17 protein-coding genes are annotated in these 15,758 nt (G+C 45.0%); 7 read left to right on the forward strand and 10 right to left on the reverse strand.

Annotated elements, in window-relative coordinates; all coding sequences use genetic code 11:
• Window positions 1–270: 270 nt before the first annotated feature.
• The gene (locus C1S74_RS20125) at window positions 271–1,119 is read left to right on the forward strand and encodes a pirin family protein (RefSeq protein ID WP_045397287.1); all 849 of its coding nucleotides are present in this window, start codon (window positions 271–273) and stop codon (window positions 1,117–1,119) included.
• Window positions 1,120–1,307: 188 nt separating this feature from the next.
• Here the strand turns inward: C1S74_RS20125 and C1S74_RS20130 are convergent, their stop codons facing one another.
• Window positions 1,308–2,156: a patatin-like phospholipase family protein gene (locus C1S74_RS20130; RefSeq protein WP_045397290.1), complete on the reverse strand. Its 849-nt coding sequence runs from the start codon at window positions 2,154–2,156 to the stop codon at window positions 1,308–1,310.
• Between the two features lie 614 nt (window positions 2,157–2,770).
• On the opposite strand from C1S74_RS20130, the gene dmeF reads away from it, so the two are divergent.
• A complete protein-coding gene (gene dmeF / locus C1S74_RS20135) occupies window positions 2,771–3,673 on the forward strand; it encodes a CDF family Co(II)/Ni(II) efflux transporter DmeF (RefSeq protein WP_045397293.1) in 903 nt (300 codons plus the stop codon).
• Window positions 3,673–4,089: a MarR family winged helix-turn-helix transcriptional regulator gene (locus C1S74_RS20140; RefSeq protein ID WP_045397297.1), complete on the forward strand. Its 417-nt coding sequence runs from the start codon at window positions 3,673–3,675 to the stop codon at window positions 4,087–4,089. The genes dmeF and C1S74_RS20140 overlap by 1 nt, the downstream gene beginning before the upstream one ends.
• A gap of 269 nt (window positions 4,090–4,358) precedes the next feature.
• Here the strand turns inward: C1S74_RS20140 and C1S74_RS27005 are convergent, their stop codons facing one another.
• From C1S74_RS27005 to ugpB, 7 genes are all read right to left on the reverse strand, one after another.
• A complete protein-coding gene (locus C1S74_RS27005; protein ID WP_258075311.1) occupies window positions 4,359–4,487 on the reverse strand; it encodes a hypothetical protein in 129 nt (42 codons plus the stop codon).
• 83 nt (window positions 4,488–4,570) lie between these two features.
• The gene (locus C1S74_RS20145) at window positions 4,571–4,906 is read right to left on the reverse strand and encodes a hypothetical protein (protein WP_045397300.1); all 336 of its coding nucleotides are present in this window, start codon (window positions 4,904–4,906) and stop codon (window positions 4,571–4,573) included.
• 644 nt (window positions 4,907–5,550) lie between these two features.
• Window positions 5,551–6,375 carry an HAD-IIB family hydrolase gene (locus C1S74_RS20155; RefSeq protein ID WP_045397307.1) on the reverse strand — a complete coding sequence of 275 codons (825 nt, stop codon included), beginning with the start codon at window positions 6,373–6,375 and terminating at the stop codon, window positions 5,551–5,553.
• A complete protein-coding gene (locus tag C1S74_RS20160) occupies window positions 6,368–7,513 on the reverse strand; it encodes a sn-glycerol-3-phosphate import ATP-binding protein UgpC (protein WP_045397310.1) in 1,146 nt (381 codons plus the stop codon). The genes C1S74_RS20155 and C1S74_RS20160 overlap by 8 nt, the downstream gene beginning before the upstream one ends.
• Window positions 7,514–8,362, reverse strand: a complete 849-nt coding sequence (gene ugpE, locus C1S74_RS20165) for a sn-glycerol-3-phosphate ABC transporter permease UgpE (RefSeq protein WP_005439065.1) — start codon at window positions 8,360–8,362, stop codon at window positions 7,514–7,516.
• Window positions 8,362–9,243: a sn-glycerol-3-phosphate ABC transporter permease UgpA gene (gene ugpA / locus C1S74_RS20170; RefSeq protein ID WP_045397312.1), complete on the reverse strand. Its 882-nt coding sequence runs from the start codon at window positions 9,241–9,243 to the stop codon at window positions 8,362–8,364. Before ugpA ends, ugpE begins: the two co-directional genes overlap by 1 nt.
• A gap of 128 nt (window positions 9,244–9,371) precedes the next feature.
• Window positions 9,372–10,679, reverse strand: a complete 1,308-nt coding sequence (gene ugpB / locus C1S74_RS20175) for a sn-glycerol-3-phosphate ABC transporter substrate-binding protein UgpB (protein ID WP_045397313.1) — start codon at window positions 10,677–10,679, stop codon at window positions 9,372–9,374.
• Window positions 10,680–10,910: 231 nt separating this feature from the next.
• Between ugpB and C1S74_RS20180 the strand changes: the two genes are divergently transcribed.
• From C1S74_RS20180 to C1S74_RS20190, 3 genes are all read left to right on the forward strand, one after another.
• A complete protein-coding gene (locus C1S74_RS20180) occupies window positions 10,911–11,663 on the forward strand; it encodes a glycerophosphoryl diester phosphodiesterase (protein WP_045397314.1) in 753 nt (250 codons plus the stop codon).
• Window positions 11,656–12,408 (forward strand): DeoR/GlpR family DNA-binding transcription regulator, encoded by a 753-nt coding sequence (locus tag C1S74_RS20185; RefSeq protein WP_045397316.1) that lies wholly within the window; start codon window positions 11,656–11,658, stop codon window positions 12,406–12,408. Before C1S74_RS20180 ends, C1S74_RS20185 begins: the two co-directional genes overlap by 8 nt.
• 117 nt (window positions 12,409–12,525) lie before the next feature.
• Entirely contained in the window at window positions 12,526–12,744 is a 219-nt protein-coding gene (locus tag C1S74_RS20190; protein ID WP_045397318.1) for a hypothetical protein, read from the forward strand.
• 66 nt (window positions 12,745–12,810) lie between these two features.
• On the opposite strand, the gene C1S74_RS20195 is transcribed toward C1S74_RS20190, so the two are convergent.
• Both C1S74_RS20195 and C1S74_RS20200 read right to left on the reverse strand, forming a co-directional pair.
• Window positions 12,811–13,236: a universal stress protein gene (locus C1S74_RS20195; RefSeq protein WP_005439056.1), complete on the reverse strand. Its 426-nt coding sequence runs from the start codon at window positions 13,234–13,236 to the stop codon at window positions 12,811–12,813.
• Between the two features lie 200 nt (window positions 13,237–13,436).
• Window positions 13,437–13,643, reverse strand: coding sequence for a DUF6482 family protein (locus C1S74_RS20200; protein ID WP_045397320.1), 207 nt, complete (start codon window positions 13,641–13,643; stop codon window positions 13,437–13,439).
• Window positions 13,644–14,009: 366 nt separating this feature from the next.
• Here C1S74_RS20200 and C1S74_RS20205 point away from each other — a divergent pair, with 366 nt between their 5' ends.
• Window positions 14,010–15,581 (forward strand): ABC-F family ATP-binding cassette domain-containing protein, encoded by a 1,572-nt coding sequence (locus C1S74_RS20205; protein WP_045397323.1) that lies wholly within the window; start codon window positions 14,010–14,012, stop codon window positions 15,579–15,581.
• Window positions 15,582–15,758 lie beyond the last annotated feature (177 nt).

Below are 15,758 nucleotides of genomic sequence, written 5' to 3' on the forward strand. Positions count from 1 at the left end.
CTATTGAATGTGCAATCAAGAGGAAGTTTTACGCAGGTGTCTGAATTGAGGGATTCAAGAATTTACTGAGAGGGAACTTAAACTAAATGTAGCATTAACAGCTCTCTTCTAAGAGCCAGCCATCACTATACAGCTTGTTTGAAAAATAGCTACCTTTATTTTTCAATTATTTTTGTTCGAAAAAATCGATGGAGTAGAACAAATCCACTTACTCATGATTTTCTCTCGTCCTTTCTACAATAAATCCATATCAATAAGGGAGACAAGATTATGAGTTCTGTGAGAGAGGTTTGTCAGGTTATCCGTTCGCACGCAACCGCTGATGGAGATGGCGTAAAGATTCGTCGAGTAGCCGGTTTTAATAACGCCAGCTTTTCCCCGTTCTTGATGGTGGATGAATTGAAATCAGATCAGCGTGCCGATTATGTCGGTGGTTTTCCTCCGCATCCTCATCGTGGTATCGAGACTCTAACTTACATGATGAGAGGGCATTTCCAGCATCGTGACCACATGAACAATGTCGGCGAACTTCGTTCCGGTGGCGCTCAATGGATGGCGGCAGGGCGTGGTGTTGTTCATAGTGAAATGCCAATCATGCAAGACGGCGAGCTGCATGGTTTCCAGATTTGGATTAACCAGCCTGCTCACGACAAAATGACGCCAGCGCAATACCACGATTTTCAACCTGAAACGATCACGGAATACTACCAAGAAACGCAAGGTCTGGTGCGAGTACTCTCTGGTGACTTGAATGTAAATGGTGAAGTGATCCGAGGCCCGTTAGACAAAACGGGTGTACCCGTTACGGTTGCTGATTGGCGCGCTACTTCTGGAGATTACCTAAACCTTGTCACGCCTTCGCATCACAACATGATGGTTTATGTCTACAAAGGCGATATAAACCTTGGCGATCGTTCTGTTAAACAGGATGAAATGGCGTTGTTGTTTCAAGGTGAAGGGATTGAGTTGAAAGCCAATGGACACAGCGGCGTGCTTGTCTTTATTGGTGAACCGATTGACGAGCCGGTGGTGCACTATGGTCCATTTGTCATGAACAGCATCGAAGAAATTGAACAAGCGATTCAAGATTACAACGCAGGTTTGTTTGAGACCTACTAAGCCAAGGCGGTTAAATACGAATACGTTTGGATATGGCGCTGTATGACCGAGCAGCGTCCCAGAAATAGCGCAAAGTGATTTAGAACTCCTTTATTGAGTTCTCCTGCTAGCAAAGACGATATCCACTGCCATCGAATTTGCATTGGCTACACCAACTCGGTGTGGCTTTTTTTGTTGAGTTTGGGTACCTAGCTTTGCTTCCAGCGTTCAATGGCGTGTTTACCAAACTCAACCCCAAGTTCATACGCTTTACGCAATGGCTCTGGCGAACGGCTTAGGCGTTTAAGTTTGAACCCTTCCGGTGGACAGACTTGGATGATCTCAACGCCTGTTGGTGGGTTGTCTATCAGTTCCAAAGATTGGTTATAGCGAACATGGCGAGTGAGCATCGGCTCCACCAAAGCAGGGTGATCTTTCAGTAAACGCGTAGTGAGCTTTTCAAATTTTGGCTTGGATTTTCGATAACTTGCTGGCCGGCTACGCAGGACCATAATCTTTGTTGCCCCTCGTTTGATTGCTTCCGCTACTGGAATAGCGTCCGCGACACCCCCATCGACATATTTCGTGCCGTCTAAGATGACGCCATTGCGATACATAATGGGTAATGCACTACTGGCTTTCATGGTTTCGGCGAGCATATCAATTGTTGGGGTTAGGTATTCTGCTTGCCCATTGTCTTGGCGGGTGACACCAAGAAAGAAAGGACGAGAATCTGCACTTAAAACGTCTCGGTCGATCCCCAGTTCTTCTAAAGTAATCTTCCACATCCAATCTAAATCCATCATGTCTCCGCCACGCAAAAGCTGAGTTGGAGAGATGAATTCATTGCGCAAGCTGTAATCAAGATAAATTTTGAGGTTTCGACCTGGCATGTTCGCAAGGTAAGCCGCTAGGTTGCTTGCTCCAGCAGAAACACCCCAAAAGCTGTCAAAAGGTGAGAAGCTTTCTGCCATGAAGTGATCGAGTATGCCGCAGGAAAAAACGCCACGCATTGCGCCGCCTTCCACGATGAGGGCACGAGAGCCAACTTGTTCCATCCTTGCCATCCGTTTTGATTTTTCTGATTTGGGATATCGGGGTTCTAGAGTAACGGATCTAATTCATATACCCAAGTTTGTGTAAGACTAAGCACGCTTGTCTTGTGATTCACTGTCTTATCTTGGGTTTTCTCTGAGCTACCTTAATGAAGCTTTAAATGCGTTATAAAATAACAATTATCATGAAGTGAATTGGGTGGCACAAATCTTTTGTGAGGTGGGTAATGAGCGATATCGACACGGTGATTAAGCATGTAGAGAAAATCGGCAAAGCTTGAGGTAGGCAACTGACATCTAGCCGGAAGTTCGTACAGAAAGCCGAATTGAATTGATTGCTGAGCATCAGTTCGAAGATAAACTTCTCGTCTGAAAAATGTCATAGAATCGACTTAGTGGGGCGTTGTGTCCGATAAGATTCGATGCTCTTTGTTCTCCACCGTTAGCCCTTAATCTTCAAGTTGCTCCTGCCAAACATAATCTAAAGCCTCACCATCACAAACCTTTCAAAACCATGTTGTCTTTCTATCTAACTAAGTTGACATTGTTTGATTGTCAAACTAAATTGAATTCAAATAATTTGATAATCAAACTAAATTTAGAGATTAGGTATCGCAATGGCAGCAATTCAACATTCCCATGACTTCGTGTCTCACAATCAAAAGGGTGAGAAACGAACGCTTTACGTACTTATTTTGACGGTAGTCACCATGGTGGTAGAAATTACCGCAGGCACTATGTTTGGCTCGATGGCCTTGCTAGCCGATGGTTGGCACATGGGTACTCACGCAGCCGCATTTTGTATTACCCTGTTTGCTTATCGTTACGCGAAACAAAACGCGGATAATGATCGTTTTTCATTTGGTACTGGTAAGGTCAGCGTATTAGGTGGTTTTACCAGTGCGATTGCGCTTGGGATTGTCGCTCTGATGATGATGGTGGAATCGGTCCATCGTCTGTTCAACCCAGAGAGTATTCAATTCAATGAGGCGATTATGGTGGCGGTGATCGGTCTTGTAGTGAACTTAGCCAGTATGCTGCTTTTGCAAGATCATCACCACACCCATGGCCATGATCATCATGGTCACAAACACGAGCATCATCATGACCACAACTTAACGGCGGCGTATTTTCATGTGTTAGCGGATACGCTGACTTCGTTACTGGCTATTGTGGCTCTTATTGTTGGTAAATTTTACGGTTGGGTGTCGTTAGATGCGCTGATGGGTATTGTCGGTGCCATCGTGATAGGTAAGTGGACACTGGGTTTGATGAAGCAAACCGCCCCTGTGCTATTAGATGAGAGTATTGATCAATCTTACCGAAACGAAATTGTAGAGACCCTTTCGCCTTATGCTGAGGTTGTCGACCTACACATTTGGAAAGTCAGTGGTCATCACTATTCAGCGGCGATAGCGTTGAAGAATCAGAGCGATAAAACACTGGATGAATTTAAGCAATTATTGAGTAAGTTTGATAAGATTCATCATCTTACTTTGGAAGTTCAAACGACTGAGTGATGCGCGAATTAGAAAAGCTGAATCAAATGCTTACCGAGTTCTATGACAAAATGTCTTCTTGGGAGCAATCTGTAGTGAAAGGAACCGGTTATTCACTGGCTCAAATCCACACCATTGAAGTGCTAGGTGGGCATGGTGCGCTACGTATGAAAGAACTGGCGGAAAAGCTAGGGGTTACCACAGGCACATTGACGGTTCAAATTGAAAAACTGGTGAATGCTGAACTGATAGAGCGCTGTCCTCATCCAGAAGACCGCCGTGCTATTGTTGTGAAGTTAACATCGGCTGGTGAAGAGATTCATCGTCATCACAACCAACTGCATTTAGACTTAGTGCAAGATTTGACGCGTAATATCGACGCTGAACACCAAGATATACTGTTTGCCTGCCTTAAAAAAATGAACCAAGAATTCTGAGTTCGCTAACGTTAAGACCCAAATAGCAAAAAAGTAGAGCGCCGAAGTGCTCTACTTTTTATACCAATCACAGTAAATCAATGTTCAGATACAGCGTTATAGTAAGCTAGAGTGAACCGTTATTTACTACGACTGGTATTATTATAAGCTTGATAAAATTTGTTCTATTGGCAGTTGTGTGAACGCATAAGTAACGCCAACACAAAAGGCGGAACCAGTGATACCTATCCCAACTGTCGTTGCGAGTAAGAGAAGCGTAATTTTAGGCATTAGAGGCTAAACTCCTTTTTGAAGGTTGGGTACATAATCCCGTTTGCTTCTTGATAAGTTTTAAAACCATAACCGAATGCCAGCGCTGCCATCACAATGGCAAATGCTGCAATATTTCTTCCTTTCATCCCTAAACTCTCAACTGTTGTAGGCAAAGTGACAACCACTCTGCCAATTGCGTTTCTATCGCTTATTGATCTTGGATGGCCAATTACTGGTTAAAGCACACAAATACGACCCACGCTGTCATCAGCACAAGTAGCGGAGTGAATACTTTTTGAATTGATGCACCATCGGTCAAATCGTAAATTACGATCGATTCTTTATAGAATGCGCGTTTGAATGAACCAAAGCTGATTTCATTTTTCACATCAGATTGCTCGTACCGTTGACGTGCAGATTCTGTCATTTGAGACTCAAGATCTTGCATCTCATATTCTTTGTTAAAAAATGCATCCCACGCCGAAATACGAGCAATAGCTTTTGGTGAGTGATTGCTCTTTAGCTTTTCTAGACGTTTTGCGTATGCAGCTTGATATTTATCCACGATGAATTCCTACATGAATAGACTGTTATACAGAACACCGCTTGAGATGTTCTGCTCAGTGGTTGTAAAAGCAAAAAATGGGAAGTTAAAGGTGTACTTTTACGAGAAAGAATGGGGACTAATCGGTATACAGCATTTGATTGTTAAAGAGCGAAAAGGAATATCATCCCCTGTGTTGCGGATAATATGGGCTGCTCTTGGATGCGACAAACAAAAATAATTAGTCAAAATAACAAGCAATCTTTGTTGCGAGATATATGGAAGTGGGCATTGAGAGCGAAACAAAAAGGAAAGATCGTAGAGCTTACCTCGCTTTACATGCCATTTTACGACTTTGATAGTTTAAGCACTTGAGGCAAAGAAAATTCGTGCCTGCTAACTCCAAAAGTAGGGTAAACGCTATTCTTTTTCTCGTTGGAGTGTTTATAAAGATTGGGAATTTTGATTTTTCTCATGCAATCCGCCGCAGTCTTTACTCCTTCTCTCGCTCAATCCGTGGTATTTCCCCCCCTCTCTATGGATACCCGGATTGAGTGTTTTTTTGCATCGTGCTTTTAAGACAAGATGAACGCCGATTTATACATGGTTTGTTTACCAAAGAGTCATCGACGCCTTCCTATTTATAGTGTGTAACCGCGAGTGATTTATGCGCTAGCGTTGTTGTATTTTTTAGCCTGTACAATCAGGCTTGCTAACTGTGCGAAGCCAAACCCGCCATATTCAGAAGTCAGATAACTCGGTTGATGTTTTAAGCTATCTAACAATGGGCGAATGTTCTTCACACCAAAAGTCATGGGTAACCACTCAAACATCCCCTCATCGTTTAATGAATCTCCAACGTAAGTCACGTGATCCAAATTTGGTAAGTCACCATGATTAAACTGCTTAATGTAGGTTTCGCCGCTGCTTCGTTTGCTGTGATTTCCAATCCATGCATTGATATGAATGGAGCTTAGGGTAGCGTTGACTGGGTTTGATTCTACGTTAAGACTTAAAATACGGTTGAGGATCTCCATCGTAGTTGAAGTCGCTACAGGGGGGCGATCTTGGGCAATGTTGACCGCCACATCGCAGAACCGAAAGCTCTGATCTTGGCTTAACTCTACGTCAGAATACTCCGCTAAAATGCCAGAGATACTTTCACATAGTGCTTGCTGTTCTTTTCGCATTTGCTGTGCTGGGCGGGCAAAAGTGGAGCTGAAACCATGTTGGTCTTTCCGCATCCAAAACGCGCCGTTTTCACCTATGATCCCATGCAGCGGCCACATTTTTGCCATTTGGTCACACCAACCAGCACAAGCGCCAGTGACCGCTACGACTTTCACGCCAACTTGCTCTAGCTCGGCGAGCGCAATTAAAGTGTCTGGCGGCAGCTTCCCTTGCCAAGTTAATGTGTCGTCTACGTCGGTTAACAACCATTCAATGTTTCTCAGATACTCTGTATTGAGCTCTGATAGTGGGTTAGGCATTCACCACTCCTTGCTGTGTCTGCTTGTTATTTATCGTACTTTTAACTGGCGTTGATAACGCGGCTTTGAGTGAGCAATCAATGCGCTTTTCGGTATTGGCATTAAATAAGTGAAGGTGCTTGGGCTTGATATCTAAGCCAAGTTTGTCCCCGATTTGAATCGGAGTATGACCTTCCACTCGAACCACGAGCTTTTGTGAATCAGTACCTTCTGTGCAGCAATACAGTAATAAGTCTGCGCCCAAGGATTCAATCAATTCCACTTCGACGTGCAGCCAAGGCTTATCTTCACTGAGTTGTAAATGCTCAGGTCTCAGCCCAAGTTTGACCTTACCTAAATCTAGGTCATTCGTCGATACTGGCAGTTGGGCATCACCAATCGTTATCCCGTCCTTGGTGATGTTTGCGTCTAAGGTGTTCATCGATGGAGAGCCGATAAAGGTCGCAACAAATAGAGAGGCAGGTGCGTCGTAAATGTCGAGTGGTGTACCCACTTGTTCTACATTGCCTTTGTTGAGCACCACTAGTTTGTCCGCCAGCGTCATGGCTTCCACTTGGTCGTGGGTCACGTAAACCGAGGTTGTACCAAGGCGACGCTGAAGCTTTTTGATCTCTAAGCGCATTTGTACACGCAGTTTGGCATCTAAGTTAGACAGAGGCTCGTCGAACAGAAACACTTTTGGTTCGCGTACAATCGCTCTACCCATCGCGACACGTTGACGTTGTCCGCCAGACAGTTGTCCCGGTTTTCGGTCGAGTAGGTGATCCAACTCCAGCATCTTTGCTGCTTCATGCACCAGTCGCTCAATTTCCGCTTTCGGTGTTTTGCGGTTGCGCAGACCATAAGCCATGTTGTTGTATACCGTCATGTGCGGGTACAAGGCGTAGTTTTGGAACACCATGGCAATATCACGTTCACCAGGTTCTAGGTTGTTCACGGTGGTGTCATCAATATTCAACTCGCCTGAGCTGATTTCTTCTAATCCGGCAATCATGCGAAGTAGGGTGGATTTACCACAACCACTCGGACCAACCAACACGACCATTTCACCATCGCAGATATCAAGATTGAGTTTTTGGATCGCCTGATAACCGTTCGGATAACATTTAGCGATATTAGAAAGAGTTAACGTGGACATTTATTTCTCCGAATCTACCAGACCTTTAACAAAGGCTTTTTGCATTGCAATTACCACAATCACTGGTGGCAACATGGCGATAATGGTGGTGGCCATAATCTTGTTCCATTCCACAACACCATCAACCACTCCAAGCATCTGTTTAATGCCCATCACGATGGTGTAGTACTGCACATCAGTGGTGATCAGCAGTGGCCATAGATATTGGTTCCAGCCGTAAATGAAAGTGATGACGAACAGTGCAGCGATGTTGGTACGCGACAGAGGCAACAAGATATCGAAGAAGAACTTGATTGGTCCTGCGCCATCAATTCGCGCTGCTTCCACCAACTCATTCGGCACAGTTAAGAAGAACTGACGGAACAAGAAAGTGGCGGTTGCACTGGCAATCAGCGGAATGGTTAAGCCGTAAAATGAGTTGAGCATGTTGAGGTTCGTAATCACCTCAAACGTCGGCATGATGCGCACTTCAACGGGTAACATCAGCGTGAAGAAGATCATCCAGAACGCCAGCATTCGTCCCGGAAAACGGAAGAACACGACTGCATACGCTGACATGATGGAAATGCTCAACTTACCGATAGTAATGCACATCGCCATGATGAAGGAGTTCAGTAGCATGCTACCAATGGGCAAGGTATTGTTGTTGTATTGGGTATCGTTGCTCAATAAGTCAGTGAACACACTAAAGCCCAAGTCCCCAAACCAAAGTGGAGTGCCAGTGGCGAACGCGCTGTTCTCGTGCGTGGTTGCGACGATCGCAATCCAAACCGGAAGCGCAATCGAAATGATGCCAAGAATCAAAATGACATGGCAAAACAGATTAAAAAACGGTCTTCTTTCTACCATCAGTACGCCACCTTCTTCTCAACATACTTAAATTGAATCACAGTCAGGGAGGCGACCAAGATCATCAGGATCACCGACTGCGCTGCTGATGAGCCTAAATCCAGCCCGATAAAGCCATCGTTGTAGACTTTGTAAACCAAGGTAGAGGTGCTGTTACTCGGACCGCCTTGTGTCATCGCGTGGATGATGGCGAACGTATCAAAGAACGCATAAACAAAGTTCACGACCAACAAGAAAAAGCTGGTTGGTGAAATCAGCGGGAAGCTAATGGTGATAAAACGTTTGATCGGGCCGCTACCATCAATTGCTGCGGCTTCGTGCAAAGACTTCGGCACGGACTGCAGCGCAGCTAAGAAGAACAGGAAGTTGTAACTGATTTGCTTCCACGTCGAGGTGATGATCACCATCCACATCGCATGGGTCCCATTGAGCGTTGGATTCCAGTCTACGCCAAACAGGTTCAATAGTTCGGTCATCACACCGATGGTTGGATCGAATAAAAATAGCCATAACGAACCTGCGACAACCGGAGCGACCGCATAAGGCCAAATCAAGAAGGTGCGATACATGGTCGCACCACGGATGATTTGTTCGGCGAAAGCGGAAAGAACAAGTGCGCTGACCAACGCGAGTACCGCAACACTGATGCTAAATTGCAGCGTGGTCATTAATGAATCTAAGTAAAGTGGATCATGAAGGAGCTTCTCGAAGTTCTCCAAGCCCACAAATTCGCGGCTAATACCGAAAGCATCTTCAAGTTGTGAAGATTGAAAAACAGCTTGCCCAGCAGGCCAGATGAAGAACACTAAGGTGATCACCAACTGAGGCGCAATTAAAGCAACGGGCAGCCATTTATGTTTAAAAACAACGGGTGAGGACATACAAATACCAAAGTAAAGCAGGCAAAGGTGTGTGAACGTGTTCCCCACCCATTTTAGGTGGGGAAAGTGCGTTTCTGAGTACCTATTTGAATAAAACTCAGCGCATCATTGTTCGTTATTAATATTCGTTATTTCTGTGTACGCTCAAAGCGACGTAGCTGCTCGTCACCACGACGAACCGCATTGTTTAGCGCAGCTTGTGCCGTTACTTTGCCTGCCCACACTGCTTCCAGTTCTTCGTTGATGATGTCACGCGTTTGTAGGAAGTTACCGAAGCGAATGCCTTTCGAGTTTTCCGTTGGCTCTGTCGACGTCATTTGTAGAACCGCGGTGTCTGTGCCAGGGTTTTTAGCGTAGAAGCCTTGCTCTTTTGTTAGCTCATAAGCCGCTTTGGTGATTGGAAGGTAGCCAGTAAACTGGTGCCAATCAGCTTGAACCTCTGCGCTTGATAAGTAAGTAAAGAACTTCGCTACGCCTTTGTATTCTTCATTCGAATGCCCACGAAGCACCCAAAGTGATGCACCGCCGATGATAGTGTTTTGAGGTTTAGCAACCAGCTCAGAGTCGTAAGGCAATTGGGCTACGCCGATGTCTACGTCTTTCATGTTCTCTTGAATGCCAGCCAGTCCAGCAGAAGAGCCCATGGTCATCGCACACTCTTGGGTATAGAACAGCGGCATGCCATCTGATTGGCGACCACCGTACTTGAAGATACCTTCTTTCGACCATTTGCCCATTTGGTCAATATGGCGAACAAAAGCAGAGTCATTGAACTTGAATTTCGTGTCTAAGCCAGCAAAACCATTATTGTTGTTGGCGACAGGGACGTTATTACGCGCACCAAAGTTTTCGATTTGAGTCCATGATTGCCATGTGGTGCTGAAACCACACTTCGCGCCAGATGCCAGCAACTTACGAGAAATCTCTTCCATCTCTTTCCAAGTCTTTGGTGGGTTTGCTACGCCAGCTTTTGCGAACATGTCTTTGTTGTAGTAAAGCACTGGCGTTGAGCTGTTAAATGGCAGCGAAAGCATGTTGCCTTCGTTAGTGGTGTAGTAACCCGTTACGGCTGCAAGATAATCATCTGGATTGAACGACTCTTTGGTGTCTTCCATCAATTGATAAACTGGGTAAGTGGCTTTTTCAGCGCCCATCATGGTCGCTGTGCCCACTTCAAATACTTGTACGATGGCTGGTTGTTCTTTTGCGCGGAAGGCAGCAATCGCACTGGTCATGGTTTCTGCGTAACTGCCTTTGTAAACAGGTTTGATTTCGTATTCCGATTGGCTTGCATTAAAGTCAGCGGCAATCTCGTTGACCTTTTGACCCAACGCGCCACCCATAGCGTGCCACCATTCGACCTCTGTTTTTGCTTGTGCTTGCGTGCTGATTAATGCCGCGGCAACGGCAAGTCCTGTGAGGTGTTTAATAGCCATAATGATTCCTTTTCATTTGATGATTTGAACAGGTTGATCCCTTGCGGTTTTTCATTTTGATAATGAATCCACTTCAAAAAATTCAAATGAACACTAAATGAGCCAAATGACGTTCTAGTTACAGAAAAGTGAACTTATTTGAACATTATTGCGGTCATTTTTTTGTAATCAAATCGTCATTCGGGGCTGAGATAGTTCATTTGAAAACAAATGAAAAAGACGGAATAAAAAATGAAAATAACAGCGCACCGCGGCTTATCCAGTTTGGCTCCTGAAAACACTTTATCGGCGATGCAACGTGCAATCGAGTTCGGCTGTGAATGGATTGAAATTGACGTTCAACTCAGTGCGGACAATATCCCAATGATCATCCACGACAAGACAGTCAATCGTTGCACCAATGGTCAGGGCAAAGTGAAGGACCTCACATGGTATGAACTTAGGCTTCTTGATGCTGGCTTGTGGTTTGGTGATGATTTTGCTGGCGAGTACATTCCCACTTTGGAAGAAACGCTTGAGCTAACGGTAAATGCCGGGGTAAAGCTGAATATTGAATTGAAGATCTACTCTGGTGATGAGGTTGATCTTCTGTGCGAGAAAGTCGCCGAAGTCATTGAACGTTTAGCGATAAAAGCGGACGCAATTTTGTTCTCTAGTTTTAACATCGAAGCACTGATGACGATGAAAAATTATTTGCCAGAAGTCAGAAGAGGTCAGCTTTGGCAAGAGATCCCTGACGACTTTGCCATTGTGTTACAACAAGTTGATGCTTACAGCGTGCATTGCGATTACCGTTTTTTAAATGAAGAGCAGGCGAAGCGTATCAAACAGTTTGGCTATCGATTGTTTTGCTATACGCCCAATTTTCCCCAATTAGTAGCGTCGCATTGGCAGTGGGGCGTGGATATGATGATTACCGATACACCACAGCGTTATAAAGTCGAAGAGTTGAAAGCAATTCGAGAACTCGCCTTGAATGAATAACCTTACTATTCGCCAACAAAGCATTATTGAACTGGTTCATCAGCAAGAATATTGTTCGATAGAGGATCTTGCTCAGCAGTTTGAGGTCACAACACAAACCATTCGACGTGACATTAATGAGCTCTGTCAGTTAGGACTCACCCTGCGCCATCATGGTGGAGTAGGGCTTCCTGCAACACTCAGCAACCGCAGCTACGCCTCTCGTCAAATCACCAATCAACAAGAAAAGCAGATCATTTCCGATGAGGTGGTCACAGCTATCCCGAACGGTGCGACTCTGTTTCTAGGCATTGGAACAACCATCGCTTCGATTGCTGAGCGTCTAGCCAATCACAGTGAGTTACGCGTGGTGACCAATAACTTCGAAGCGGCGCATGTTCTTTCTCACTTTGAGAACATCGAAACTTGGATTCCGGGTGGGCGTATTCGTACCAACGATCGCGACGTGGTGGATGGCTCGGCGGAGCACTTCTTCGGTCAGTTTTCAGCAGATATTGGCATTATTGGTTGCGCGGGCGTAACCGAAATCGCGCAGTCTCATTCCGACATGATCAACCTCGGCAGCACAACGATTGATACTCAGCCGTTCGCGATGGAACATGAGTTGCGAGAAGCCAAAGTGAGCAAGGCTATTTTAGCCAACTCCAAACAAAAGTGGCTGGTGGCAAACAAGAGTAAATGGCAGCGAAGAGCCAACACTAAGGTGGCGCCACTTAATTATTTCGATCGCGTTTTCAGTAACTAAGCTTTTATTCTCCTTGCTTGTCTAGCCCTTGGAAAATCCGTTCTCTATCTGCATTGTGTGATGCTTTTTCATCGCGATTCGTTATGCTTAGATGATTGAAAATAAAGAGGTCGTGCCATGTTTGAATCGGATAAAACCAAAGTAAAAAACTTACTTATTGCAACACGTTTTGGCGTCTCTGCCTCTGAAATGCCGACCATTATTGGGGTGAAGCAAGATAAAGCGCTCAAGCTAATTAACGAGCTCAAACAAGAAGGCGAAGATATTCACTCGTTAGGGGAAGGGAATAACCCAGATGAGTTGGTGCTGTATTCGATTGGTGAAATAGAGCCCTAATTGAACCAATAAGAAACACAAAAAAAGCCGCCTATCGTTGGCGGCTTTTTGGATCGTTCATTCAAACTACTCGTGAATCGGCACAACCAGAATATCTACCGGAGACTTGTTGATTAGATGTCTTGAGTAAGAAATGATCTTGCTCCAGAAATCTTGGTGGTGACCACAAATCAGTAGATCAACTTCTTGCTCTTTGATGGTCACTTCCAGTTTGTCCGCCAAGTCACCAGTGCCTACGAAGAAGTGCTTCAATGGCTGCTCCATGTAATCGCTAAAGGACTTCAAGCACTCCATCGAATGTTCATTCAACGGTCTTTGGTCTGGGTTTGCTTTAATATCGACAAGCTCACGATAAATTTCGCCATGAGTACCATCGATATGAATAAATGAAATCTCGGCACCGAGATAACTCGCCATAGATACCGCTCGGTCAATCAACACAGTACTCTCATCAGACAGTTCCAGTGCGACTAGGATATGTTTGTATTTCATAACCACGCCCTCTTGTGGAATACACTACCAATAGCATAGTACGCCTTTAACAAAAAATGTGTTGATAAGATCCCGAAATCGCTCAAAGTTTTGGCAAATTATCACCAGCCTAAGAGCGAGAGGAGACAGAGGGGAGGGCGAAAAAAGAGCCAGTACTAATACCAGCTCAATTCAATCTCTAGTGGCATGTCACAACGTATTCATTCTCCACACATCTCATCGGATGCGTTGAGGTGAACCAGTTTTGCTGAGGAGTATCCTTCTCCTCGAAAGTGGTCTCTTGCCTCGCAGAGGCTGGCAAACTTGAGTGGGCTTTTGTGCTCGTTCAAGATCAATGATCTAGTTTGGTTTTGTACGTTGTAAGCGAGGTAGATACCACCCTCGACCGATTCAATCAAAAGATTCATAGCCGTTTCCCATTGGTGTTTTCACTCCTTGGCTATTACGGCGAGCGATGGATTTTAGTTCACTTCTGGATCGAACCGATTCATGTGATGACAGAAGTTGCTTGCTTTTTATACAAGAAAACCTTTAGACTTTGCCCATCACTTCTTTAGGAGATTACGCCAACATGAACAACTAAACCTGTCATCCAACTCTCATTTTATTTTTTGGATTTACAGGGTTAGTAGGCGTAGCTCACTTTCCGATATTTCTTTGCAATTACCATTTTTTGTTTGAAGCGCTTCTATGGGCGCGTGTGTTTGCATCGATCTCATCTCTAGATTTATCTCAAGCTACGGCTGTTGTCCCTGTCATACAGGAGGCAAATTATGCCAGTCTTACAGGCTTATAATATCAGTCATCAATTTGGTAATGGCGAAACACTGTTTCAGCAAATCTCATGTTCTATAACCAAACGTCGTGTTGGGTTAGTCGGACGCAACGGTGTCGGAAAATCGGTGTTTGCATCGATACTCAGCGGTGAGCAAACCTCAACCAGCGGTACAGTAACCTTACCAAGGTCCTTTGCGGTGTATCGCCAGCAACCATCTCACTTGTTGGCGGGAGAGCTTTCGATTGCCCAGTTTTTAGCAAAGGACAAAGTGCTAAGCGCACTCAAGCAGATCGAAATGGGCGATTGCTCTGAGCATCTGTTTGAGGTGGTGGGCGAACAATGGGATTTGCCCATCCAACTTGCTAAGCAGTTAGAAACCATGGGTTTGCCACCACAGCCAGACTTTCCTTGCTCACAATTGAGTGGCGGACAGTTAGCGCGTTTGCAACTGTGGCAATTGTTCGAAAGCGAAGTGGAATTGCTGATCCTTGATGAACCGTCGAACCACCTCGATAAACACGCCAAGCTATGGTTGATTCATTCGATGCGCAATTTTTCAGGAGCGATTTTGCTCATCAGTCACGACCGAGAATTACTACGCGAGATGGAGGAAATCTGGGAACTATCCGGTTTAGGCTTGCAAGTGTTTGGCGGCAATTTCGACGTGTATGCCGAGCAAAAGCGAACCGAATTACAAGCGGTGGAACGCCAATTAGCTGCTGTCGATAAACAAAAAAAGCAATTAGAAGAACAAGCTCAGCGCAATCGGGAGAAAGCAGAACAAAGAGCGGCTCAAGGGAACAAATTGAGAAAGGATGGCAGCCAGCCGAAAATCTTACTGGATGGTATGAAAGACAAAGCCACAGCCCGAGCAGCCAGTCGTAATAAAAACGAGCAACTTCGCCAAGCGCATCTGCAAGAGAAAGAGCAAAGTTTGCGAGTGCGTAAAGAGCAAATCAAAGGGCAAAAACTGTATTTGGCAGAAAGTCAAAGTCGCTCACGAAAAGTCATATCGCTTTTAGAAGGCGTATTGCCATTTGGGTCGGCTCAGCCCATCACTGCGCAAGTTCATGCGGATGATAAATTGCATTTGTTGGGCAAAAACGGGTGCGGTAAATCGACCTTACTGAAAACCCTCTTGGGCGAGTTCTTATTGCAAAGTGGTGAGCTACAAATCAATACGCCGCTTTATTATCTCGACCAGCACTTTGGTGCGATACAGCCTGAAATCTCCATGTTGGAAAACCTAATGCAACATTGTGAGAGGATGAAAGAAAGCGATGCCAGAACATTACTAGCAGGCATTGGCTTTCGCCGAGACAGTGTGTTTCGTTTGGGCTGCGTATTGAGTGGCGGCGAAAAAATGAAGCTTGCTATGTTGATTGTCAGTCATCAACCAACACAGCCTTTGTTGCTCTTGGATGAGCCGGATAATCACCTCGATTTGGATTCGAAAATCATGCTTGCTCAGGCATTGAGTGCGTATCGAGGCGGCTTTATTCTTATCAGTCATGACCAAGATTTCGCTGCGGAGTCGGGTGTGTCCCGAAGCATTGAACTGAGCTAACAAGCTCTTGTCTATAACTCCACATTGAGGGGGGATCACCGAAGCTAAGCGGTTAGTTTGGCTTTGGTGACTTTAAAACCTTTACCAAGTAATTTTCTCAAAGCCATTAGAATCCTTACTTCGATATGGGTAAGATGCTTGATGCATTGCATATACTCAAGTGACTTCATCATGCTG

The organism is Vibrio hyugaensis (assembly GCF_002906655.1).
Classification (GTDB): Bacteria; Pseudomonadota; Gammaproteobacteria; order Enterobacterales; family Vibrionaceae; genus Vibrio; species Vibrio hyugaensis.

Excerpts from the sequence above, each read along its gene's own strand:
- C1S74_RS20125 (WP_045397287.1), top strand. The coding sequence starts at position 271 with ATGAGTTCTGTGAGAGAGGTTTGTCAGGTTATCCGTTCGCACGCAACC.
- ugpA (WP_045397312.1), bottom strand. The coding sequence starts at position 9,243 with ATGTCCTCACCCGTTGTTTTTAAACATAAATGGCTGCCCGTTGCTTTA.
- ugpE (WP_005439065.1), bottom strand. The coding sequence starts at position 8,362 with ATGGTAGAAAGAAGACCGTTTTTTAATCTGTTTTGCCATGTCATTTTG.
- C1S74_RS20160 (WP_045397310.1), bottom strand. The coding sequence starts at position 7,513 with ATGTCCACGTTAACTCTTTCTAATATCGCTAAATGTTATCCGAACGGT.
- C1S74_RS20185 (WP_045397316.1), top strand. The coding sequence starts at position 11,656 with ATGAATAACCTTACTATTCGCCAACAAAGCATTATTGAACTGGTTCAT.
- C1S74_RS20130 (WP_045397290.1), bottom strand. The coding sequence starts at position 2,156 with ATGGAACAAGTTGGCTCTCGTGCCCTCATCGTGGAAGGCGGCGCAATG.
- C1S74_RS20180 (WP_045397314.1), top strand. The coding sequence starts at position 10,911 with ATGAAAATAACAGCGCACCGCGGCTTATCCAGTTTGGCTCCTGAAAAC.
- C1S74_RS20200 (WP_045397320.1), bottom strand. The coding sequence starts at position 13,643 with ATGAATCTTTTGATTGAATCGGTCGAGGGTGGTATCTACCTCGCTTAC.
- C1S74_RS20140 (WP_045397297.1), top strand. The coding sequence starts at position 3,673 with ATGCGCGAATTAGAAAAGCTGAATCAAATGCTTACCGAGTTCTATGAC.
- C1S74_RS20195 (WP_005439056.1), bottom strand. The coding sequence starts at position 13,236 with ATGAAATACAAACATATCCTAGTCGCACTGGAACTGTCTGATGAGAGT.
- ugpB (WP_045397313.1), bottom strand. The coding sequence starts at position 10,679 with ATGGCTATTAAACACCTCACAGGACTTGCCGTTGCCGCGGCATTAATC.
- dmeF (WP_045397293.1), top strand. The coding sequence starts at position 2,771 with ATGGCAGCAATTCAACATTCCCATGACTTCGTGTCTCACAATCAAAAG.
- C1S74_RS20155 (WP_045397307.1), bottom strand. The coding sequence starts at position 6,375 with ATGCCTAACCCACTATCAGAGCTCAATACAGAGTATCTGAGAAACATT.
- C1S74_RS20205 (WP_045397323.1), top strand. The coding sequence starts at position 14,010 with ATGCCAGTCTTACAGGCTTATAATATCAGTCATCAATTTGGTAATGGC.
- C1S74_RS20190 (WP_045397318.1), top strand. The coding sequence starts at position 12,526 with ATGTTTGAATCGGATAAAACCAAAGTAAAAAACTTACTTATTGCAACA.
- C1S74_RS27005 (WP_258075311.1), bottom strand. The coding sequence starts at position 4,487 with ATGAAAGGAAGAAATATTGCAGCATTTGCCATTGTGATGGCAGCGCTG.